Genomic DNA, 21,678 nt, shown 5'->3' on the forward strand with positions numbered 1-21,678 from the left:
CAGGCGATGGTCATGGTCGGGGAAGAACTCGACAAGGCGGTGCAGGGCGCGTTCACCCGCCCCGTCCCCAAGTCCGCCGGGGCGCAGATGCGTTACCTGGTCCGCCGGCACCAGGGCAGCACCCGGCGCGTGGCCGAACTACTCGGCATCAGCCGGCGCACCGTCGAACGCTACGTGAGAAACCAGATCAGAAGGCCCCGGCCGGACCTCGCTGACCGGCTGGAGCGTGAGGTCCGCGTGCGCTGGCAGCCGCAGATCCGGGCCAGGGCGAGGCAGGCCGCGGCCACCACCGCCGGCATCATGATCGATGTTCAGGCCCGGTTCGGCTACACCGCCGCACCCGGCAGCACCGACGACGCCCGCGTGCGCCACCTCACCCTCGCCCTGCCCCCTCGCCACGCCGCCCGCCTCTTCACGGCCCAGGAGGCCGGTCTCACCGAGGACCAGCTCCGCCAGATCGCCGCCGAGGCCTTGGGCGAGGTCTACTTCCGCGACAACGGCCACCGCGCCCACGGCCTCGAAGTCGAACTCACCGACCTCCTCGACCTGGAATTCGAGCTATAGACCGGTCAGGGGCCCAGACAGGACACCAGGGTGTTCCCGCGGCCGAAGCCGACGACCTGGTGGCCGCTTTGGAAGTCGGTGCGGTCACCGGGACGCACGGCGAGGTGGGGCTGGCGGAAGTAGCAAGACGCGCGAGACGACGGAGGCGGTCTTCCGTGGCTGCGTGCGGCCTCGCAGTGGTACCCGCCCGCGGCCCGGGAGAGTGGTCGGCCGGATGTTCCCACCGCCGCCAGAGGCCCGTGGGTTCAGGGAAACCGAAGGCTGTTCAGCAGGCACTCGCGTGTCGGTCCATGGGCATCAGCTGGGCGAATCCGCACGTTGGACGGGAACCATGGGGTGGGCCGCGAGGTGGCGGGCTTCGGCCATGACCTCGGCATCGATCTGGTCCAGGGTTCTGTCGCCGTATTCGAGGATGTCGTACTCGTCGTCGAGTTCAGCGAGTCGCTCGGTCAGGGGTAGCTCATGTCCATAACGCTGATGAATCCGGAAGGTGAACTCCCGAGGCGTGAGCTCTCCGGCGAGCAAGCGGCGTGCGAGGGCTCGGGCGGCGGCTTCCTGGCCGGCCTCGCTGCCGACCGGATAGAAGGTGAGGCCGAGTTCGTCCAGAGCTGCGGGAAGCAGGTCGTGGACGTCATAGTCCGCCTCGGCGTGTGTGCAGGCGGCGAGGATTCGAAGGCCGGGGGTGTCGAGTCCGGCGACGAGCGCATCACAGGCGGCACTCACGACCTCGCTCGCGCGGATTTCCCCCATGCTCCAGAGGGCCGCATGGTCCTGTAGATCGATTGCTGCTGCTTCGGTCGACGTCACTCGTCCATGATTGCCTTCACGGCGCGTCCGGGTCGAGCAAGATTTCATCGAAGGTGCTGTTCAGCGGCCTGTTCCAACAGGGCTCGTGCGGAGTCCGCGTAGCGTATCGCGGTCTTCTCGTCGAGCCCGAAGACCTCGGCGAGAGGCAGTGGGTCGGACCCGCGGGCCGGGGCCTCTTCGAGCTTCCGGTCAGCGCGAAGCCGTTCCAGGGTGGCGTCTTGTCCCCGCACCGGAGCACTGATCCAGTGGCTGCCGGCCCGGCTGGTCGTGGTTGCCCGCCGTCCACTCCCAGGTGATGCGCTGCCCGTCCCTGCCGGGTTCGGCGTAGGTCAGGTCCGCCCGCGGGGGCCTGGAGGGGGGCGGCGGGCCGGATGCCACGTTCGCGAACGCGCAGACGGCTTTTGACGATCCGCCCGCGGCCCCGTGGCCGCGCGTCGCCCCGCCGCGGTCGTCGACAACCGGCGTACGCCCCGCCACCCATCACGCCGTGGAGGCGAGCCCCCGTCGGCGCCGGGGCCTCACGCGACCGACAGCTCCCACAGCGTCTCCCGTGCGCAGGTGTGGGCGTAGTCGGGTGGCAGGTGGCGGGCGCAGCGCTCCTGGGCCAGGACGATCTGCCGGACCATCCCCCGGCACAGCTCGAGGTTCTCGGCGTCACCGCGCCCGGGTGCGTACCCGGCGACGAACGCGTCGAAGGGCATTCCCTCGCCGTTCCGCGCGAGGGCCGTGCCGAGGGAGCGCATGGGACCGGTCATATGGCGGCGGGCCGCGCTGTGGAATCGGGACCCGCGCCGGTAGGACTGGTCCAGCAGCATGCAGACCGCCCAGTAGTGCAGGTTCGACAGATGGCGCAGCACGGGGACGGTTTCGTCCGGCACTGGCTCACCGGACGGCGGAAGACCGGTGGCGAGGTGCAGCGGGACGACCGGGTGGTCGGGACTCGCGGGGTTCCATACGTCCTGGCCGCCGAGAAGAGCTGGGTGTGTCCCCTCGAACAGGGCGCGGAAGAGGACGAAGTGCTCGCTCTCGCCCTCTTCGCGCAGCAGGTCGAGACGGGCGGTCCAGGTGGGGTAGTCGAGCCGGTCCGGTTCCCGGGCACGGAGCAGCTCCAGTACGCGGGTGACCTTGCGGTAGAGGCTGCCGACCTGGTTGGGCCGGGGTGTGGGGGTGGGGCCCGAGCCGAGCACCTCGTACAGCCGGGCGACGAACGCACGGTCCTCCGGGGTCTGTTGCTGCTCGGGGTCGACCGCTTGGGGCGATGCCTCGACGTAGACGTACTTCGCCAGGCTGTACTGGCTCAGCGGCTCCAGCGCGAAGTCGAAGGGGTAGATGTCCTGCTCGTACGGGAACTGCTGACGTCCCAGGTGCGGGGCGGCTCCGAGGGCGACCAGGAGGGAGTTGACGATGTCGAGGTGAGTCATCTCCTCGATGGCCACCCCCATCAGATGCAGGGGGCGCCCCCCGTAGCGGTGGCTGGGCCAGCCGGCGAGCGACAGGAAGCGGGGTACCTTCACCGAGAACGCCGCGTACAGGTACTGGACGAGGAGCGAGTGCTCGATCTCGGCGCCGTCGCGCAGCAACCGAATCAGTTCGAGCGAGGGATCGTCGAACAGGGGGGTGTAGCCGAGGTGTTCGGCCTCGCCCGGTGTGAGCGGGCGCGCGGCGGCCGAGGAGCGGGAGCCGGTGCCGGTGCCGGTGCCGGTGGCAGCACCGGTGCTGGTGCGGACGGCGGCCGGTCGGGGCGCGACTTCAGATGAGGGCGAGGGCCCGGGACGGGCCTCGGGCGCGGTGCTGGGCGCGGCCTCCGGTGGGGTGACGGCGTCGGCTTCCGGGGTGGCGGGGAGCGTACCCGTACGGTGTCCGTCCGCGGCGGCCCGCACCGCCTCCCCGTACCGGTCGTAACCGGTGCAGCGGCACACGTGCGGGCCGAGGACCGTGGCGACCAGATCGTCCAGGTCGTCCGCGTCCAGGGCGTTTCCTTCCTCGCGGGACGTCCGCGCGTGCTCGGTGACCACGCTGCCGGCGACGGCGAAGCCGGCCGCGCAGTAGCCGCACTGGAAGGCGTCGCGGTCCAGGAAGGCCTGCTGGACGGGGTGGAGCGCACCGTCCTTCGCGAGCCCCTCGACGGTCGTCACCTCCCAGCCGCGCACGTGCCGCATGCTCGTCATGCAGGCCTGGCGCGTCACGGCCGGGAGTCCCGGCTCTGTCCGGACGGCGACGGTGCAGGCACGGCACTCGCCGATCGAGCAGCCGATCCTCGTGCCGGTGAGCCCCAGGTCCTCCTGGAGGAAGTGCACGAGCGACATGTCGCCCGCTACCCGCCGTCCGTGGTGCCGTACACCGTTGACGACGACGTCCAGCTCGGTCTGCGGTTCCTGCATCACGGCCGTCCATCGGTGGGGAGGGGCAGATCCGCGAGGCGGATCGGGGTACGGGTGGGCCAGCAGCGGTCGTCGGTGTGGCCCAGGGCGTGGGCGACGGCGTTGGCGATCGCGGGACCGACGCTGGTCATGGTGGCCTCGCCGATCCCCTTGTGCCGCATGGCCGGTTGTCCAGGCCCGAGGGCGCCGCTGTCAGGGAGGGGAACGAGCACCGTCTCGCGGTGGATGCCGGCGATGTCGGCGTAGCGGGGCAGCCGGTAGCGGTCCAGGTTCACGTACGGCCCGGCGCCGGTCTCCTCGGGCAGTTCCTCGTGCAGCGCGTGCGAGATGCCCATCGCCAGGCCGCCTTCGATCTGTCCTTCGAGTGCCGACGGCAGGAGGGCGTCGCCGGCGTCCAGGAAGGTGACCGCGTCCGTCACGCGGAGGGTGCCCCGGCGCGGGGCCAGTTCCACGCCGATCAGGTGTCCGGCGGCGGCGTACAGGGAGCGGGGTACGATCGCGCCGCCGGGGCCCCGAGCGGGTGGTGGCCGCAGCGGGCCGTGGGGCTCCAGCGCCGGGGGGTCGTCCAAGGGCCCCTGTCCCAGGGCCAGCGCGTCGACGGACGCCGTGTGCTCGACCCCGTCGACCCGGAAGGTCGCCTGCGACCAGCCGTTGCAGAAGTAGCCGTGGGCCAGGACATAGGTTTCGCGTCCGGTGCGGCGCAGTTCACGGACGAGCGCGGACAACGGGACGGGGTCGCGGCCCTCCAGCCGTACAGCACCGTCGCGCCAGGCGGCCATCAGCTGCTCGTCGCTCAGGCGGGGTTCACCGAGCAGGGTCCGCGCGGCGGGAAGCAGCCGCAGGCGCAGCAGGGCGAGACAGGCTTCGCGCAGGACGTGGACGTGGAAGAACGCCGTCTTGGAGGCGCTGCTGGCCCCGTGCGACAGGGAGATCTTCATCTGGTTGTGCAGTCCTCGGTCCCGAAGACGTTTGGCGAACCGTTCGAACGGCCCCACGACGCCGAGCCGGGCTACGGCCGGTGCCCCCAGCAGGCCGTGTGCGGCGTGCTCCAGGGCGAGCCGTGCGGACTGCCCCATGTCGATGGTCTGCCCCCACACCTCGACGCGGCCGTCGTCGGTGAGGTGGACGGCGCTGTACACGCTGTCCTGACTCGTTCCGTACGCCTCCATGCAGCAGGCGAAGCCGACACCGCGGAGGGTGCCGTCACCGCGGCGGACGGCGCGGGCGCGTAGCTCGTCGCGCTCCCGCCACAGGGGGTGCTCCAGCGCGGCGGCGCAGACCTCGGCGTTGCCGACGTGGAAGCCCAAGGGGGTCCCGGCGAGGTCGACGTCGTCCGGGCCGTCGTCGCCGCGTGGGCGCAGCGCGTTGGTGAGGCGGAAGCGGATCGGGTCGGTGCGCAGCCGGCGTACGGCGAGCCGGTCGAGTGCCGTCTCCACGTTGAACGCGACCTGGGGGATGCCGAAGCCGCGCATCGACCCCACCGGGGGGATGGCCCGCTCCAGGACGATCGCGTGCACGGAGGCGCGGGGGACCCGGTAGGGGCCGGTGGCGTGGAGGGCGGCGAGTCCGAGGACGGCTCCGTTGAGGTTGGCCTCGACTCCGCCGCGCAGCACGATGAAGGAACGCATGGCGTCGATGCGCCCGTCGGGAGTGGCGCGGATCCAGCTCCGCACGGCGGACTCGTGGCGCTTGAGCCCGCCCTGGAACTGCTCCCGCCGGTCGTAGGCGAGACGGACCGGTACGGGGGAGAAGACCGCCGCGAGCGCGAGGTAGAAGGGGAAGGGTGACTTGTCCCGGCCGCCGAATCCGCCGCCGCATTCGGCCGCCGTCAGCCGCACGCTCCGGACGGTGGGGTGGGCGCGGCCTCCGAGCAGGTCGAGGATGTCGGGTACGTCGCTGTGCGGCGACTGGGTGCCGAGCAGCATGTGCAGCACGCCGGTACTGCGGTCGAGCCAGGCCAGCCCCGCCTCGGGTTCGAGGAAGGCCGGGTCGGTCTGCTGGGTGAAGGTCGTGGTCTCGACGAGGTGTTCGGCCTCGTCCGCCAGGTGGGTTTCGAGGGCCCGGTACAGGTCCTCGGCTTCGGTGTCGGGCCTGCCGTCACGGATGAACGACGTCCCGTCGAACGTCTGGATGCGTCCGCGGTTCCAGTAGGAGTATCCGGTGGGTGTGGTGTGGTCCAGCAGGTAGTGGCTCTGGCGGTGGGCACCGGTGAACCGGCGCCTGGTCCACTCGTGAAGCTCGGCCTCGATGCTCCGGTGCTCGTCCTGGCCGGCCGACGGCGGCCCGTACACCACAGGACCGGGGTCCTCGCGCAGTTCCTGGGCCGCGCGCCGGAACCGGACGAAGTCGTCGTAGAGCGCGATGGCGACGGGCTGGCCGAGGTAGTCGGCCCTCTCGCCCGCCGGGAGGAGGGCCTGGACCTGGTCGGTGGAGACCCTGTTGCGGTAGGGCGGCTCGGGCAGGTCGCTCGCGGTCACGACCGTGTCGGGCCGGAGGCCGGCGGGCAGCAGCGCGAGGTCCAGGCCGGTGAAGGGGCGGTCCACGTACCGGCTGCGGAGCAGCAGGGCGTGGGCGCATTCGGCGGGCCAGCCCTCGGCGGCGAGGTCCCGTGGTCTGAAGTCGCTGGCGTAGACCTTGCCGCCGGTCACCTTCAGCCGCCGTACCGCGTCGGCACCGTCCTCGGCGTCCGCCCTCCGGACGCCGGCGGTATCACCACCCATGACCCGTCCTCGTCCCATGTCCTGGCAGCGCTCCTGCGTCCGCGGCCGTGGGGCCCACTCCAGCACCGGCGTACGGCCCCGGCAACGCGGGCGAATCCGAACGAGTGCCACCGGGAACACCGGCCGCCTGCCGGGCGACGCCGAGGGTCACCAGGTGAGGGGAGCGTGCTCGGGGTCTGGGGCGGGTCCGGAACGTGGCGTCTCGGCCACCCCAGGGCACCTCGCCGAGGGCACGGCGCCCACCCCCACCACTAATCGAACGGGCGTACTATTCTAGCCATGGCTGAGACTGCGTTCCCCGACGATCTGCGTGCTGCGCAGACCCGCCTGCACCAGGCGACCGCCGAGCTGGCCGCCCTGTGCGGCAGGCTGCCGTGGAGTGTGGAGCCGCTGCCGGGATGGGCCGGCACGAAGCATCCGCACACGGACGAGATCACCGGCGGTCGCGAGGCCAGTCCCGGCTGGACCGAGGAAGAGAAGGAAGCCGTCGCCAGACTCCGTAAGCAGTGCGTGGAGCTGTCCATGACCGTCAGCGGTCACCCCTTCTGGCAGCAGGTCGAGGCGGAGAGGCGTGCCGGGGCCCGCTCGGAGCTGAAGCACGTCACGCGGGCAGCCGCAGCGGTGCTCGACATCGCTGAAGCCGCCTGACAGCCCGCCTCCGTCCGACGACCCCGACAGGACCGACGCCGTGTCCGAACCTCTGCCGCCCCCGTACCCGTCCGACGACGAGCGGCTGGCCGACATCGAGACGTATCTGACCGTGCAGCTCAGATACGTCCGCCAGGCGCGCGCAGCCGAAGCCCGGCGCCGGGAGATCCAGCGGCGGACCGCCCCGCCCCCTCCCCCGCCCTACCGGATCCAGCGCGGTCTGGATGCCACCCGAACACCCGTGAAGGTCCATGTGGGCACCTGCGCGCTCGCCGGCAAGGGAGCGGCAGGCGTGTCCGAGCAGGTTGCTCGCCAGGCGCTGGCCGACTCGGTCGAGGCCTGCGCGGTGTGCAGGCCGGACACCGAGCTCGGGCTGATCGACGGGTAGGTGGGCCGCCTTCGATTCGTACCGCTGAGCAGCAGGCCACAACCAAGATCATTAGCAGCCGAGTCGGCTACGCCACACCCGCGCGGTCGCGGACGGCGCCGGGGACGGAGTCCTGACGGGCGGGCCACGGAGTCCGGAAAGCGGCGCCCCGGAGTTCCCGCGAGCGGCCGCAGCGCCCCGGCGAGCGACCACGCGGTCCCTCCCGTGGGCACGACAAGTTTCGGCCGTTCGGCGGCGACCCGCGCCGGCAGCGGGGCGCCCCGTGGCACGTGGGCCTTCGCCGCGGTGCTGTGCGGGGGAACCGGCGGTGAGACCCGGCGCCGGGACCCGGCCGCGACCGGCGCCGTCCGGTCGATCCGGCCGACGCCCTGCCCACCGGCAGCCGTCGGCCCGCCATGATTTCCCACCGGAGCCCGCCCACCTGACCAGTGGACGAACGGGTGCCCGCGAGAACCGCTCGGGTAATCGAAGGGGGACGTGACAGGTGCTTGTGGAGCGTGACGAAGTGCTCGGCACGGCGGCGGCGGCCGCGACCGCCGCCCGCGCCGGCGAGGGACGCTGGGTGCTGATGGCGGCGGCGGCCGGGATGGGCAGGACCGCCGCACTCGACGCGATCGTACGGCGGGAGTCCGCCGGCGGGACCATGCGGGTCGCGCGGGCGCGCTGCGTACCGGAGGAGGCGGGGTTCCCGTTCGGGCTGGTCCGGCAGGTGTTCTCGGACGACGTCGCCGTACCGTTCTCGGCACCGGCCGGACCGGACGAACAGCTCGTCCTCCACCGGCTGGTGGCGTGCCTGGCCCGGTCCGCGGCCGAGCGGCCGGTGCTGCTCGCGGTGGACGACCTGCACCACGCGGACGAGCCGTCGCGGCGCTGGATCGGCTACCTGGCGCGCCGCATCACCGGCCTCCCCGTGCTGCTGGTGCTGACCGAGTGCCTCGACCAGTCCGCGCCGACGCCCCTGCCGCCCGCCACGGGCACGACCGTCCGCCTGCGTTCGCTCGGCGCGCCGGCCGTCACCCGCATCGCCCGCGCCGCCGGGCTGACCGAGGAACAGGCCGCGACCTGCGTCGAGGCGGGGGCGGGCAATCCGGCCCTGGTGCGGGCGCTCGTGGCCGACCTCGGGGACGGCCCGCTCCCCCGCCCGCCGTCCGGCCCCGCGCGCAGCCGTTACCGCGAGACCATCACCGGCTGGCTCCGGCACCGGGCGGATCCGCGCTCGCGCCACGTGTGCCTCGCGCTCGCCGTCGCGGCCGACGGCGGGACTCCCGACGGGCCCGGTCTCCTCGACCAGGTCGCGGACCTCTGCCCGCACGGGCGTCCGCCGAGCGCCCGCTCGGTGCGCAGTCTCGGCCGGATCCTGAGCCACCCCCTGGCGCGGGAGGCCGTCCTCGCCGCCGCCGAACCCCGGGAGGCCGCCGCCCTGCACGCGCGCATCGCCCGGCTGCTCGACGAGAGCGGGGCACCCGCGACGACCGTGGCGTCCCGGCTGCTGCGCGTCGACCGGCCCGGCGAGGGCTGGATGGCCCGCTCGCTGGCCGAGGCCGCGGAGGAGGCCGCCGGCGCCGGTCGTGTCGCGGAGGCCACCGCGTATCTGCGCCACGCGCTGAGCGGCCCGCACCCCCCGGACCGGCGGGCCGACCTCACCTTGCGGCTCGGCGCGCTGGAGCTCCCGCACAGTGCCGCCGCCGGCATCCGCAGGCTACGCACCGGGCTGGAACTGCACACCGACGTCCGGGAACGGGCCGCCGCGGCGCCCGCCCTCAGCGCGGCCCTCGTCGCGGGCCGCCGCACCGACACCGCGTTGCGGGTCCTGCACCAGGCGAGCCGCGGCGCGGACGACGACGAGCTGGTCCAGGTGTTGCAGACCCTCGGCGCGCTCATCTCGTCCCACGACGCCGTGGCGTGGCGCAGCGCCGTCGCCCGGCTGCACGCCCTGGCGCCGACGGCACCGGTGACCATCGAGCCGCTGGTGTGCGGTCTGATCACCGAGTACGAGGCGGGCGCCGGGCTCTGTTCGGCGGCCGAGGCGGTCGGGCGGGTACGGACGCGCCTCGCGGCGCCGGTGGACCCGCGCCTGCGCACCGCCTGGCTGGGCAGCGCGGCGACCCTCCTGCAGTGGGCGGACCACCTGCACGAGGCACGCGCGCTCGCGGACGCGTGTCTGCCGGCGGCGCCCACGCCCCCGGACCTGACGGACGCCGGCGTGCAGTGCCTGCTCAGCGTGCGGGCCGAGGCGGCCCTGTGGGCGGGGGACTTCTCCCGGGTCGTCGCCGAGAACGCCCCTCTGGTGGAGGCGTCCGCCGGACAGGGCGTACGCCTGCCGCACCTGGTGGCGATGGTCGCGACCGCCCACTCGGAGGCCGGTCGGCGCGCCGAGGCGTGGGAGGTCCTCGCCGGCCCGGGCCCGTCCGGTGCCGACAGTTCCTGGGAGTGGAACGAGCTCCGGTACGCGCGGGCGCTGCTGCACGCGGCGGACGGCAACTGGGCGGCGGCGTACGAGGACCACCTGGCGTGCGGGGCGGGCCAGGCTGCCCGTGACTTCGTCAGCCCGGTGGCCACCCCGTGGCGTTCCGGTGCGGCGCTCGCGCTGGTACGGCTCGGGCGGCGACGGGAGGCGCGCGAGCTCGCCGAGGAGGAGCTGCGCCACGCCCGCACCTGGGGGACCCCCCGGACGGTCGGCCGGGCGCTGCGGGCACACGCCGCGGCGGTGGGCGGGCGGTCGGCCCTCGACTCGCTGACCGAGGCCGCCGAGTCGCTGCGTTCCGGCCCGGCGCCCGTGGAGCTGGCCGAGACGCTGGTGGACCTGGGGCGGGCCCACATCGAGGCGGGCAACGGCCGCAAGGGCCGCGACGCGCTGCGCGAGGCGCACGCCGTGGCGGCGCGGCTGTGCGGGACCGCCGCCCCGGCACCCGGCGGCGGTGCAGTGAACGGTGCCCCCGCACCCGGCGGCGGCGCCGAGAACGACGCCCCGCCACCTGACGGGCGTGCCCTGAACGCCGCCCCGGCACCCGGCGGCGGTGCAGTGAACGGCGCCCCGCCGGTCCTCTCCGGCCGGCTCCTCGGTGTGGTGGAGGAGGCCCTGCGCGAGGGGCGGGTGCGCGGCCGGCCCCGGGCCATGACCGGCTGTCCGGCGCTGACCGCCGCCGAGCGGCGGGTGGTGGAACTGGCGGCCGCGGGACACACCAACGCCCACATCTCCGCCGCGCTGCACCTCACCCGCCGCACCGTGGAGACCCATCTGACCAGCGCGTACCGCAAGTTGGGCGTGACGCGGCGGGCGCAGCTCGCGCCCGTACTGGCCCGGGAGGCGGAGCCGGCCGCGACGCCGCCGCCCGGCTGACCTCGCAGGCACGGCACGTTCACGGCACGTGCGCTCGGGCCCCTCCCCCGCCGTGTTCCGGGCGGGGAGGGGCACCGTACGGTCAGGAGAGGGTGAACACCGGGCTGGCGTTGTCACCGCCGCCACCGGACCGCCTGCACTGGTAACCGGCGGGCGCGGAGCACTCGTAACTGTTGCTCCCCACATAGGGGTTGTTCCACTTGATCCTGACGTGGCCGACGCCCTGGAGGAGGTACGTCGCCTCGCCCTCGGTCCCGGTCGCGAACCCCTCGGACTCGCTCTGCCAGGAGCGGGTGTTGCCCGGGGGGATGGACTCCGGCGGGTACTGGTTGGCGGACCACACGCCCCACGCCAGACGCGCGTCGGTGCGGAGCATCAGCCGGTCGGTGTGGTTGTTGAACGTCACGTGCGTGCTGCGGGCCGCCTGGGCCACCGGAGGCCCCGCCAGGGCGGAAACTGGCCCGGCCGCCGGGGCGGCAGCCGGCGGAACGGCGGCGGACCGGACGGGGGCGGAGGCGACCGTGGCCGAGGGGGCCGGGGCGGAGGCGATGGTGGCGGGCGCGGAGGCGACCGTGGCCGACGGCGCCGGGGCCGACGCGCCGGTGGTGGACCGGGCGGCCGCGGCCGGTCCGCCGGAGAGCCGGAAGCGGACGGTGGCGTTGTTCCCGCCGCCGGTCGACGAGTCCTTGACACAGCGGTAACCGGACGGTGCGGTGCAGTCGTAACTGTTGCTGCCGACGTACGGGTTGTTCCAGTGGACGGCGACCTCGCCGCCGGGCACGGAGAACGAGGCCCGCCCCTCCGTCCCCGTCATCATGCCGCAGGACTCGCTCTCCCACTGGCCCGCCCGGTGGCCGGGGACGTACTCGGGCACCAGGGACGTCCAACAACCGTGCTGGAGTTCCGCCTGGACGCGCTGCATCCCGCCGGCGGTCTGGTTGTCGAAGACCACCCGGGTGCTGCGGGCGGCCTGGGCGTCCGGCGGGGACACGGCCGCGGCGGGCCGGCCCCGCGGCACGTCCTCCTGGACGGGGTGGGCGGCGGCCGGGGACGCGAGGGCCCCAGCCCCGGCCAGGGCGAGCATCGCGGTGAGGATCACCCTCGCGGCTCCGCGCGGGGCGCGGGCGGCGGGTGACGGCGTGTTGGTGTTCACGGTTGCCTTTCGCATGGGGTGGAAGCGGTGTGCGGTTGCGGTTGCGGTTGCGGTTGCGGTTGCGGTTGCGGTTGCGGTTGCGGTTGCGGTTGCGGTTGCGGTTGCGGTGGAACGATGCGCGTCACGGACGGCAGCGGTGCGGCTCACGTGTAGTGGATCCACCAGTTGGTGGTCTGCCGAACGGTGTCCCAGACCTGGACCAGGTAGTACGCGGTCGCCCGGCCGATGCCGATGGTGAGCTGCGCGGCGGCCGCGGCGATCTCCGGGTCGCTGTACGGGCCTTCCCGCCATCCGGCGAGCGCGGAGGGCGCTGCGGTACGGTCGGTGGTCGCGTGCGTTCCGCTCACGGTGGCGGCACCGGCGCCGGTACCGGCGTCCGTGTCGGCGGCGTTCGCGACGGCGGGGCCTCCGACGACGGTGGCGGCGGCGAGGGCGGAGGCGACCGCCATGGTGGTGATGCGCATGGGTGACTCCCGGCTCTGCGAGGGGTGGAAGGTGCGGGGCGCTTGCCCGGGCACCAGACTGTCGTGGGCGGTGCGGGCGGGGCATCGTGGAAATCCACGAACTCAGGCGACAGGGCGCGCCGACGGGCGCCGGACGACGGCCGCTTCCGTCGCCGGCCCCACCGCGCCGCCGCAACCCGGCGCCCACGGCCGCACACGCCGCACGCGCCGCACCACTGAACAGCCAAGGGCCGCACGGCTTCACCGCGTCACCGCGTCACCGCGTCACCGCGTCACCGGAAATCGGCGCGCGGCGCGGCGTGCGGGCGCGGCATGATGCCCGCCGTGAACGTTCTCCTGTGCGGCCTCGCCGAGAACCCGGCGCTGCCGGCGGAGTTGGTGGACCGGCTGGTCGCCGCCGCCGACACCGACGTCGCCGATGCGCTGGCCCGGCGCGCCGACCTCACCCATGACCAGGCGGTCGCGCTGGTCGCCCGCGTCGAGGAGAGCGCGGTGCCCCTCGCGTACGGAGGACGGCTGACCGCCGCCGACATCGATCCGGTGACCCGGCCGGATGCGGCCCTCGCCCTGCTCGACAGGGGTGCCGGCGCATCGTGGTGGGCTCGCGTCCTGGTGACCGATCCGGTCGTCGCGCGGCGGGAGCGGCTCGCCGCCTGCCCCGATCTGCCCCCCGACGTGGTCGAGTCGCTCGCCACGGACGCGGAGCTCGGGGTGGTCGTGGAGCTGGCACTGTGGACGACGTCAGGATGGACGGCCGAGCTGGCGGCGCATCCGCATGCCGATGTGCGCCGCGCGGTGGCGGCCAACGAGGCGGCGCCCGCGGCCGTACTGGCGGCGCTGGTGACCGGCGACGGCCTGCCTCCCCTCGAGCGGTGCCCGGTCTGCGACCGCGAGGAGAGCCCGTCGGTCCACGATCCGCGCGGCTCGCGGCCCCGCGGCGACCTGTTGCCGGGCTCCTCGTGCGACGGCTCCCACGAGTCCGCCGTGCACGTCATACGGCTGGCGGCGCTCCGGAACCCTGCCACTCCGGCGCACGCCGTCACCGCCCTGGCCGATCACCCGTCCCGGCTGCTGCGCCAGGCGCTCGCGGCCCGTCCGGACCTGCCCGCCGAGGTGTGCCGGCGGCTCGTCGCGGACCCCGTCGCCGGGGTACGGGCCGAACTCGCCGCGAACGCCGTGCTCGACGACGCCCTGGTACGCGTGCCGGCCACCGACCGCGACCCGGCCGTACGACGCGCCGCGGCGTACCACCCGCGCGTGCCGCTCGACGTCCTCGACCGCCTCGCGGACACGGTCCGGCTCCCCGCCGCACCGCTGCCACGCATCGCCGCCGCGTCACCGGCCGAGGTCGGAGAACTGGCCCGCTCCGGCAACCCGGCCGTGCGGATGCTCGTGGCGCAGCGGCGCGATCTGCCGGCGGACGTGCGGGACATGCTGGCCGCCGATCCCGACGCGAAGGTCGTCGCCTCCGTCGCCGGACACCCGGGCCTCCCCGAAGCCCGGTTGCGTGCCATGGTGCACCGGCACGGCGACCGGGTCACGGCCGCGGTGGCCGCCAACCCCGACGCGCCCCCGGCGCTGCTCGAAGACCTGGCCGGGCGCCAACCCCCGGTGCGCAAGGCCCTCCGTGAGATCGCACGCCACCGTCATGCGACCGCCGCCGCCCTCCTCCCCTGCCTGGAGGACACGCGGACGAGGCCGGTGGCCGCCGCCCACCCGACGCTCCCCCCTCCGCTCGTCGCCGCCCTCCTCAACGACGCGGACTGGCAGACGGCCCTCTCGGCGGCGGCCAACCCGTCACTGCCGCCCTCCGCCATGTCCCGCCTCCTGCCCCGCCACTGATGGCGTCACCGTCCATGACCGGCGGCGGCTCGTCACCCGCATTCCGCACCCCTCCCCCACCGGCCCGGTCACCGGACGCCTGCCGTACCGGCCCGGACGCCTGCTGCCGGCCTGGCTGCGGACGCGGCGGCGACGGCCGTGGCAAGGGGATCGCGGGCCGGCCGGCCCAGGAGGGTCGTGAGGTCGGGACCCGTACCGTCCAGGAAGCCGTGCCGGACGGCCGTGGCGATCGAGGCAAGCATGGGCGGCTGGAACGGCAGAAGGCCGGGCGTCTCGTGGAGGAGTCTGCGCCGGTACTCGGCCAGGCTGATGGAGCGGTGCGGTACGCCGAGCCGGCCGGCCACCCGGTCCGCCGTGACCGGCGTACCGACGAGGTCGTACACGCGTCCGGCGTGCCGTGCCGGGTGCGACGCGACGACGCCCGCCGCCTCGGCGAGATCCTCCCGCGCGACCGCACTCAGGGCGCCGTCGCCGAACGCGGACTCCACCCCCTGGTCGGTCCACATCAAAAGCCCGCCGAAGAGTTCGGCGTAGAGGCCGTTGCGCAGGATCGTCCAGGGCAATCCGCTTGCCCGGACGAGGCGTTCGGTGGCGCGGTGCGCGAGGGCGAAACCGAGGTGGTCGCCCGCACCGGCCAGGCTCGTGTAGACGACGTGGTGGACGCCGTCGCGTACGGCGGCGTCCAGCGCCGCCGCGTGCCGTGCGACGACCTGGTCGTCCTCGGCGTAACCGGCGGAGATCAGCACCAGGGTCGACACGCCGGTCAGGTCGAGGCCCGCGGGGTCGTCGAAGTCGAGCCGCCGCAGTCCCTCGTCCGGTGTGCGGCTGCCGCCCGAGGCGACCGTGCCGCGGGCGCGCAGCGCCGCGAGAGTGGCCGAGCCGAGGTTCCCGTTCGCCCCTGTCACCAAGATCATGTCTACCGTCGTCTTCCGTCGTGTGGTTCTCATCGGTAACTACGCTTGATCCTTGACCGCACCCCCCGCACCGACAAGAAGGCACTTCGATGTCACCCACGCACACCGGGGTAACCACCACCCCCGCCGCACTCGACCCCTGCGGACGCGCGGACCACCCCGACTGCGGCATCCGCGACGTCCTGGACCGCATCGGGGACAAGTGGTCGGTGCTCGTGGTCGTCGAACTCGCGGGCGGACCACGCCGGTTCCGCGAGCTGCAGCGCGCGATCGACGGCATCTCCCAGCGCATGCTGACCCTGACGGTGCGGAGGCTCGAACGCGACGGCCTGATCCTGCGCACCGTGTACCCGACCGTCCCGGCGCAGGTCGACTACCGCCTGACCGAGACGGGAGCCGGCCTCACCCACCTCGTCAAGGCGCTCGCGGACTGGTCGCTCGCCCACCGTGCCGTGATCGCCGAGGCACGGCACGCGTACGACCGTGCCCATCCCGGCCACGACATCCACTGACGGTACGGCCCGCGGTCCCGCGCGGGCCCGGGCGGCCGTCCCGGGCACGGGACGACCCGGTGCCGCCGTGCCCGCGTGCTTGTGGGACGCGGGGTCACCTAGCGTGTCCCGCGTCCGAGGGGTGCCGCCGGCCCGGCAGCCGGACGCGGATGCGCCGGAACACCCCGGCGTCGATCGGGATCGCGACACGGGTGGCGGGCGAGGGCGGGGCGTCGCCGAGGACGTCGTCGTGCAGGAACCCCGACGGGGCCGGGCGGCCGACCGGGCGCCCACTCGCAGGAGACGAACAAATGCCCTCCGTTCGAGAAACGGGGGGCATCGTCGCAGTTCGGGGGGGGCGGACCGGCGGGCGTCGGCGGCGCGATCCGGGCCTCCATCGCTTCAGTGGTCACCGAGCGGGACAGTGACGCGGGGGAGCCGCGCAGGCGGGCGGCCGGGACGCGGGCCAGTTCAGGTGTCCGCGGTGCGGCGGGGCCGCTGGGCCGCGGCGGCGTGGCGCAGTTCCTCGTTGATGCGCTTCGCTTCTTCGAGCTGGTCCTCGAGGATGACGATCCGGCAAGCGGCTTCGACGGGGGTGCCCTGGTCGACGAGTTCGCGGGCGCGGGCGGCGATGCGCAGCTGGTAGCGGGAGAAGCGGCGGTGTCCGCCTTCGGAGCGGAGCGGGGTGATCAGCCGGGCTTCCCCTATGGCGCGCAGGAACGCGGGGGTGGTGCCGAGGAGCTCGGCGGCTCTGCCCATGGTGTAGGCGGGGTAGTCGTCGTCGAGACGGTCGAGCGGGTCGTGTTTGATCATCTGCACCTTCCTGGGAAACGCGGTCGAGGGGCCCTGGTCGCCATGCGGCAACCAGGGCCCCGAGGGATTTCAACACCATCTGCCGGCTTGCTGCTGCGCCGGCGTTCTTGTTCCGCGGCTCCGGCCGGGAGGCCGGGCGTGCGGGGATCGCGGTTGCGTGACCGGGGACCACCTTCCAATCCGGGGTCTTGCGGTACCCGGGCGGTGAAGCTTCCTCACCCGGGCGATCCTCTGATGGCGTCTGCCTCCTTCTTCTTTCGTGCTGCTGGAAACGCGGGTACTGCTCACGACCCCGTGGGCCGCCCGGCCCGGCGGCCAGCGAGGGGACCCTGCTTACCTTCCGGCCCCACCGCTCCGCCGCCGTGCCGCTCCTGCGTGCGCGGCAGTTCGTCTCTGCCGCGCCTTACTGGATCTCGTGGCTTCGGACACGACCTTAGCCCCGACCCGAAGCAATGTCTACACCGGCCACGACAGATTTTCTGCAGAGGCCGAGGGGAGAATACGTCGGCCGCCGACGCCGAAAGTCTGCCGCTGCCCGTATCCGGCCATCCCGGCCCTCGCGCCCTGGTCATGGCGTGGGGCCGGCCCTACTGTGGCCCTGACTCCGAGGGAGGGACCCCGTGGCGGGCTTCGACGTGGAGGGCTGGCGTTCGGTGGCACGGGCCTACACGGGCCTGGGGGCGGCGTTCATCGCCCTGAGCGTGGTGTGCGTCCTGTGGGGAGGGCCGTTCAGAACCGCCTTCGCGGTGATCGCCGCGCTGAGCGCGGTCCTCGCCCTGACGGCCGCGGCCGGCTTCCGGCGACTGGCCCCGGGCGGGAACCCGGTGCACGGGGACCTGGCCCAGCACGGCTGGGGGCTGCTGAACCTCGTGTGGATCGCCCTGTCGGTGCTCATGCCGTTCGCGGTGTGCATATGGCTGTTCGTCCTTGACGAGCGCTTCCGCGGCCAGACGCTGAGCACGGGCACCGCCCTGCCGGTGTTCCTGCTCTTCAGCGCGCTCGTACGCCAGGCCCACCGACTGGCCGCCCGGACGTTCGACAGCAGCGCTGGCTGAGAACGGAACCCGCCACACCGTCCGCGACACGGAAGGTTCCGGCCCGGAGGGCCGAAAATACCACCGAGTACGGCCGCGCCGGCAGGAGAGCTCTCCGGGCGCCCGGCGTTGGGACGCGGATAGGCGCGGTCCGGCGCCCACACCGTTGCGATCGATCAGCACTGGCTGAAGCACCAACAAATCGCGTGCCCAAAAAGCTCTTTCCCGGCGCCTGTGTCGCCGCTGCGCTGTTCAATTCATGGAGGACTACAACATCGATACCCATGAACTGATTCAGCGGCAGACGACGATATACAACACCGGCCTGTTCGCGGGTCGGGACATCTCCATCAACCGCTCCACTGTCCGGGCCGGAAGCAGCGCCCCGCCGAGAACGGCGCAGCCCGCTCAACGGAGGTGACGTGATGTCGGAACACAGGGACCAGGGCAGCGCGAGCCACAGCAGCAAAATCGAAGCGGGTCGTGACATGCGGATCGACCGGAGCACGGTCGCCGTAGGTCACTCCACCGTCACGGCCCGGCGCCCGCGGCCGACCGGGAAGCGGCCGTCGAGGAACTGCGCGTCGCGGTGGACCGGCTGTTGGACGAGCTCCGCCGGAACTCGGAGCACTACGAGGACGGACCTCAGCTCGTCGAGGCCGGGGAGCAGGTCCAGGCGGAACTCGCCCGGGACGAGCCCCGCCCGAACCTCCTTCTGCGCTGGCTGGGCTTCATCGCGCCGGGCGTCCACACGACAGCCGCCGTCGCGGCGGATGTGGCGTCGATAAAAGACAGCGTGACCGCCCTGTTGTAACGGTCCCGGCCGACCTGCGCTCGGGACCAACGGCCGACAGGAAACCTGCCGGGCCCGGACGCCACGACGTGTCCGGGCCGGACGGGCGGCGCTCACGCATGACCCGGGCTCGTCGTACCGGACCTCCCATGGCTGTGCCGGGTCCTCGCCCGCGTGACCGGACCGACCCGTCCCCGCGGCTGGGCGAGGGCGGCCGTCCGCGGCAACGGCGTCTGCGTGTGGGACGATCGGGGGCCGGAAGGCGGGGTGGCGACCGGCTGCCGGGTGGTGGAGGGGAGTTGGGGCACGGTGGAGGACGACGAGGTGCGCTCGCGTTTCGACGGGCGCGCGCACGTGGAGTTGCTGCCCGGTGGGGTCGGTGCTGCAGAGCGGCGCCGGATCGACGAGATCGCCGACGCCCTGGGCTACCGGTTGTCGGCCGTCGAGAACCTCGGGTTCGCCGGGATCCGGCTGCGGTACGAGCGTGACGACGATCCGCGGGCGCGTCGCCGCGCCGGGCTGACCGTCGAACGGCTGCGTGCGGGAGGGCCGCTGCTGCCGGCCGTCGAACCGCCCGTCCCTCCGCCGCCCGCGTCGCCGCCCCCGGCCCCGGACCGGCTCCCGCCGCGGCAGCGCACCCGGCCTCCGTCGGAGCCCCCGCCACCCCCGCCCCTTCCGGCGGCGGCCCCGACCCGCCACCGCGTCCCGCCCCGGCCGCCCTTTCCGCCGCCCCCGCCCCCTCCCCCACCCCACACTCCCGCCACCTCGTGAACGTCGCCGCAGTCCGGACGGGCCCGGGTTCGTCACCCGATCGGCCGATCAGGTCCTAGAGTGTGCGCGTGACAGAGGACAACCCCGGGCTCATCGCCGGGCGCTACCAGCTCGTCGAGCGGATCGGCCAGGGCGGCATGGGCCGGGTCTGGCGGGGCGTCGACCAGCAGCTCTTCGGGCGTGAAGTCGCCATCAAGGAGATCCTCTTCCCCCCGGGGATGGACGACGGCGACCGGAGCACACTGCTGCGGCGCTTCACCGGTGAGGCCCGGGCGGCGGTCACCCTGAGCCATCCCGGGATCATCACGATCCACGACGTCGTGGAGCACGACGGCGCGCCCGTCATCGTCATGGAGTTCGTCCGCGGGCAGTCCCTCGCCGCGGCGATCCGTGACCAGGGCCGGCTGCCCGTGCACCGGGTGGCCGAGATCGGCTCCGCCATGCTCGACGCGCTCGCCGAGGCGCACGAGGCACGGATCGTCCACCGCGACATCAAGCCGGACAACGTACTCCTGACCAAGGACCGCGTCGTCCTCACCGACTTCGGCATCGCCCACCTCGCGGACGCCACCACGAAGCTCAGCCACAGCGGGGTCGTCATCGGCACCCCGCACTACATGCCGCCGGAACAGCTGGAGGGCAAGCGCCCGACACCGGCCAACGACCTGTGGGCGCTGGGCGCCACGCTCTACCACGCCGTCGAGGGCCACCCGCCGTTCGACGCCGACGGGCTCCACGCCCTCGCCATCGCCGTCTTCACCCGTCCCCACCGGCCGCCGGTCCACGCCGGTCCCCTGGCGCCCGTCCTGGACGCCCTCCTCACCAAGGACCCCGCGCGGCGCGCCGGTGCCGCCGAGGCCGCGGAACTCCTGGCCCCGGTCCTGCGCGGCACCGGGCCGGGCGCCGGGTCGCGACCCGGGTCGCGGGATGGATCGGCGGCGGGACTGCCCGTGCCGGCCCCGGAGCCCGCATCGCCCGCGGAGCCCGTACCGGTCCCGAAGCCCGTACCCGCACCGGACGCCGTGACGGAAACCGCCCCCACGCCCACGGAACTCGACCCCGCGGCCGGGCCGGTGGGGAAGCCGGAGCCCGACGAGAACCCGTCGGCCGGGGACGCCTCCGCCTCGCCCACCTCCGGAGGTGCGGGGGTCCCCCTGCCCGACCGGCCCACCGCCCCGGCCGCTCCCATCCCCCCGCCCCAGGACGTGGTGTCGGTCGGTGCGGTACGCCCGGGAGGACCGGGGGGTGAGGGCGGCACCGCCCGGCGGCGTGCCCTGGGCCGGCGGTCCGCCGTCCTGGCCGTCGCCCTGGCCACCCTCGCCGCCGGGGTTCTGACCTGGACCCTCACCCGCGACACCCCGGGCGGTGGCAAGAGCGGCGGCGCGGGCGGGGCCGCCGGCACGGGAGGCGGCGCGGGATCGCCCGCAGCCAGGGTCGTCATCGGTGTCGACGCACCGCTCACGGGCGACCTGTCCTTCCTCGGCGCAGGTATCAAGAACTCCGCCGACCTGGCGGTCAGGACCGCCAACCGGACGCGTCATGTGCCCGGCGTCACGTTCGAGATCAAGGCCCTCGACGACACGGCACAGCCCGCCAAGGGGCAGGAGAACGCCACCCGGTTCGTCGCGGACGACAAGGTGCTGGCCGTCGTCGGGCCGCTCAACTCGGCCGTCGCCTCGTCCATGCTGGGCCCCCTCGGCGAGGCCGGTCTGGTCAACGTCTCGCCCGCGAACACCAACCCCGCCCTGACGCACGGTCCCGACTGGGCGGGCGGCACCAGGACCCGCCAGCACGAGACGTACTTCCGCACCGTCGGCACGGACGTGGACCAGGGGCCGTACGCCGCCCGGTACCTGTACCAGGACGCCCGGAAGACCAAGGTGTTCGTGATCGACGACCGCTCCGACTACGGCGCCGGCCTGACCGCCGGGTTCACGAGCGAGTTCCGCGCCCTCGGCGGGACCGTCGTCGGCACCGAGCACGTCGGCAGCGGCGGCGGCGACTTCACCGCCCTCGCCGTGAAGATCAGGGCATCGGGCGCCGAGGCCGTGTACATCGGCGGCTACTACACCACCGCGGCACCGCTCTCCCAGCGGCTCAAGGAGGCCGGCGCGGGCATCCCCCTGATGGGCGGCGACGGCATCTTCGACCCGCAGTACCTCCGGAGCAACACCCGGGCGGAGGGCGACCTGGCCACCTCCATCGGCGCTCCCGCCGAGGAACTGGCGCGCGGGCCGGCGTTCCTCGCCCAGTACCGGGCGGCGGGGTACCAGGAGGACGCGGGCACGTACGGCGTGTACGCGTACGACGCCACCTGGGCCGTCATCGAGGCGGTGAAGGCCGTGGCGGCGGCGAACGGGGGCACCCTCCCGCCCAACGCCCGGTCCAGGATGCCCGGAGCGGTCGCGGGCGTGTCCTTCGACGGCTTCACGGGACCCGTGGCCTTCGACGCGTACGGCGACACCGTCAACCGCCGGCTCACGGTGCACACGGTGAAGGACGGCGTCTGGAAGACCCTGAAGAGCGGCCCCCACACTCCCTGACGGCCGCTGGTG

General features: G+C 73.8%; 17 protein-coding genes. 10 read left to right on the forward strand and 7 right to left on the reverse strand.

The window, feature by feature from the left end:
* Positions 1-6 precede the first annotated feature (6 nt).
* Complete coding sequence (gene tpg, locus ACZ6C1_RS03830; RefSeq protein WP_469237347.1) at positions 7-564, forward strand: telomere-protecting terminal protein Tpg; 558 nt, start codon at positions 7-9, stop codon at positions 562-564.
* 297 nt (positions 565-861) lie between these two features.
* Here tpg and ACZ6C1_RS03835 read toward each other — a convergent pair whose 3' ends face one another.
* From ACZ6C1_RS03835 to ACZ6C1_RS03845, 3 genes are all read right to left on the reverse strand, one after another.
* Positions 862-1,371: a hypothetical protein gene (locus ACZ6C1_RS03835; RefSeq protein WP_469237349.1), complete on the reverse strand. Its 510-nt coding sequence runs from the start codon at positions 1,369-1,371 to the stop codon at positions 862-864.
* 518 nt (positions 1,372-1,889) lie between these two features.
* Positions 1,890-3,752, reverse strand: coding sequence for a ferritin-like domain-containing protein (locus ACZ6C1_RS03840; RefSeq protein WP_469237351.1), 1,863 nt, complete (start codon positions 3,750-3,752; stop codon positions 1,890-1,892).
* Positions 3,752-6,472, reverse strand: coding sequence for a xanthine dehydrogenase family protein molybdopterin-binding subunit (locus tag ACZ6C1_RS03845; RefSeq protein WP_469237352.1), 2,721 nt, complete (start codon positions 6,470-6,472; stop codon positions 3,752-3,754). Before ACZ6C1_RS03845 ends, ACZ6C1_RS03840 begins: the two co-directional genes overlap by 1 nt.
* Before the next feature lie 279 nt (positions 6,473-6,751).
* Between ACZ6C1_RS03845 and ACZ6C1_RS03850 the strand changes: the two genes are divergently transcribed.
* The 3 genes from ACZ6C1_RS03850 to ACZ6C1_RS03860 all read left to right on the forward strand — a co-directional run bounded on the left by ACZ6C1_RS03850 (position 6,752) and on the right by ACZ6C1_RS03860 (position 10,848).
* The gene (locus tag ACZ6C1_RS03850; protein ID WP_469237354.1) at positions 6,752-7,120 is read left to right on the forward strand and encodes a hypothetical protein; all 369 of its coding nucleotides are present in this window, start codon (positions 6,752-6,754) and stop codon (positions 7,118-7,120) included.
* A gap of 40 nt (positions 7,121-7,160) precedes the next feature.
* Complete coding sequence (locus ACZ6C1_RS03855; protein ID WP_469237356.1) at positions 7,161-7,508, forward strand: DUF6233 domain-containing protein; 348 nt, start codon at positions 7,161-7,163, stop codon at positions 7,506-7,508.
* A 484-nt stretch (positions 7,509-7,992) separates the two neighbouring features.
* On the forward strand, positions 7,993-10,848 hold the full coding sequence (locus tag ACZ6C1_RS03860; RefSeq protein WP_469237358.1) for a helix-turn-helix transcriptional regulator: 2,856 nt from the start codon (positions 7,993-7,995) through the stop codon (positions 10,846-10,848).
* 82 nt (positions 10,849-10,930) lie between these two features.
* Here the strand turns inward: ACZ6C1_RS03860 and ACZ6C1_RS03865 are convergent, their stop codons facing one another.
* Positions 10,931-12,016, reverse strand: coding sequence for a Crystal protein ET79 (locus tag ACZ6C1_RS03865; RefSeq protein WP_469237360.1), 1,086 nt, complete (start codon positions 12,014-12,016; stop codon positions 10,931-10,933).
* Positions 12,017-12,144: 128 nt separating this feature from the next.
* Positions 12,145-12,465 (reverse strand): hypothetical protein, encoded by a 321-nt coding sequence (locus tag ACZ6C1_RS03870; RefSeq protein ID WP_469237362.1) that lies wholly within the window; start codon positions 12,463-12,465, stop codon positions 12,145-12,147.
* A 324-nt stretch (positions 12,466-12,789) separates the two neighbouring features.
* On the opposite strand from ACZ6C1_RS03870, the gene ACZ6C1_RS03875 reads away from it, so the two are divergent.
* A complete protein-coding gene (locus ACZ6C1_RS03875) occupies positions 12,790-14,307 on the forward strand; it encodes a hypothetical protein (protein ID WP_469237364.1) in 1,518 nt (505 codons plus the stop codon).
* A gap of 68 nt (positions 14,308-14,375) precedes the next feature.
* Here the strand turns inward: ACZ6C1_RS03875 and ACZ6C1_RS03880 are convergent, their stop codons facing one another.
* Positions 14,376-15,221 carry an NAD(P)H-binding protein gene (locus ACZ6C1_RS03880; protein ID WP_469237366.1) on the reverse strand — a complete coding sequence of 282 codons (846 nt, stop codon included), beginning with the start codon at positions 15,219-15,221 and terminating at the stop codon, positions 14,376-14,378.
* Positions 15,222-15,310: 89 nt separating this feature from the next.
* Here ACZ6C1_RS03880 and ACZ6C1_RS03885 point away from each other — a divergent pair, with 89 nt between their 5' ends.
* Positions 15,311-15,733 (forward strand): winged helix-turn-helix transcriptional regulator, encoded by a 423-nt coding sequence (locus ACZ6C1_RS03885; protein ID WP_469237368.1) that lies wholly within the window; start codon positions 15,311-15,313, stop codon positions 15,731-15,733.
* A gap of 450 nt (positions 15,734-16,183) precedes the next feature.
* Here the strand turns inward: ACZ6C1_RS03885 and ACZ6C1_RS03890 are convergent, their stop codons facing one another.
* The gene (locus ACZ6C1_RS03890) at positions 16,184-16,525 is read right to left on the reverse strand and encodes a MerR family transcriptional regulator (protein WP_469237370.1); all 342 of its coding nucleotides are present in this window, start codon (positions 16,523-16,525) and stop codon (positions 16,184-16,186) included.
* A gap of 620 nt (positions 16,526-17,145) precedes the next feature.
* On the opposite strand from ACZ6C1_RS03890, the gene ACZ6C1_RS03895 reads away from it, so the two are divergent.
* The 4 genes from ACZ6C1_RS03895 to ACZ6C1_RS03910 all read left to right on the forward strand — a co-directional run bounded on the left by ACZ6C1_RS03895 (position 17,146) and on the right by ACZ6C1_RS03910 (position 21,666).
* The gene (locus ACZ6C1_RS03895) at positions 17,146-17,580 is read left to right on the forward strand and encodes a hypothetical protein (protein WP_469237372.1); all 435 of its coding nucleotides are present in this window, start codon (positions 17,146-17,148) and stop codon (positions 17,578-17,580) included.
* 568 nt (positions 17,581-18,148) lie between these two features.
* Positions 18,149-18,373 carry a hypothetical protein gene (locus ACZ6C1_RS03900; protein WP_469237374.1) on the forward strand — a complete coding sequence of 75 codons (225 nt, stop codon included), beginning with the start codon at positions 18,149-18,151 and terminating at the stop codon, positions 18,371-18,373.
* Between the two features lie 153 nt (positions 18,374-18,526).
* Entirely contained in the window at positions 18,527-19,123 is a 597-nt protein-coding gene (locus tag ACZ6C1_RS03905) for a hypothetical protein (RefSeq protein ID WP_469237376.1), read from the forward strand.
* Between the two features lie 68 nt (positions 19,124-19,191).
* Positions 19,192-21,666, forward strand: coding sequence for a bifunctional serine/threonine-protein kinase/ABC transporter substrate-binding protein (locus ACZ6C1_RS03910; RefSeq protein ID WP_469237377.1), 2,475 nt, complete (start codon positions 19,192-19,194; stop codon positions 21,664-21,666).
* Positions 21,667-21,678: the final 12 nt, after the last annotated feature.

It is taken from the genome of Streptomyces sp. NPDC041796 (assembly GCF_055590785.1).

Excerpts from the sequence above, each read along its gene's own strand:
- ACZ6C1_RS03840 (WP_469237351.1), bottom strand. The coding sequence starts at position 3,752 with ATGCAGGAACCGCAGACCGAGCTGGACGTCGTCGTCAACGGTGTACGG.
- ACZ6C1_RS03845 (WP_469237352.1), bottom strand. The coding sequence starts at position 6,472 with ATGGGTGGTGATACCGCCGGCGTCCGGAGGGCGGACGCCGAGGACGGT.
- tpg (WP_469237347.1), top strand. The coding sequence starts at position 7 with ATGGTCATGGTCGGGGAAGAACTCGACAAGGCGGTGCAGGGCGCGTTC.
- ACZ6C1_RS03850 (WP_469237354.1), top strand. The coding sequence starts at position 6,752 with ATGGCTGAGACTGCGTTCCCCGACGATCTGCGTGCTGCGCAGACCCGC.
- ACZ6C1_RS03865 (WP_469237360.1), bottom strand. The coding sequence starts at position 12,016 with ATGCGAAAGGCAACCGTGAACACCAACACGCCGTCACCCGCCGCCCGC.
- ACZ6C1_RS03880 (WP_469237366.1), bottom strand. The coding sequence starts at position 15,221 with ATGATCTTGGTGACAGGGGCGAACGGGAACCTCGGCTCGGCCACTCTC.
- ACZ6C1_RS03890 (WP_469237370.1), bottom strand. The coding sequence starts at position 16,525 with ATGATCAAACACGACCCGCTCGACCGTCTCGACGACGACTACCCCGCC.
- ACZ6C1_RS03885 (WP_469237368.1), top strand. The coding sequence starts at position 15,311 with ATGTCACCCACGCACACCGGGGTAACCACCACCCCCGCCGCACTCGAC.
- ACZ6C1_RS03870 (WP_469237362.1), bottom strand. The coding sequence starts at position 12,465 with ATGCGCATCACCACCATGGCGGTCGCCTCCGCCCTCGCCGCCGCCACC.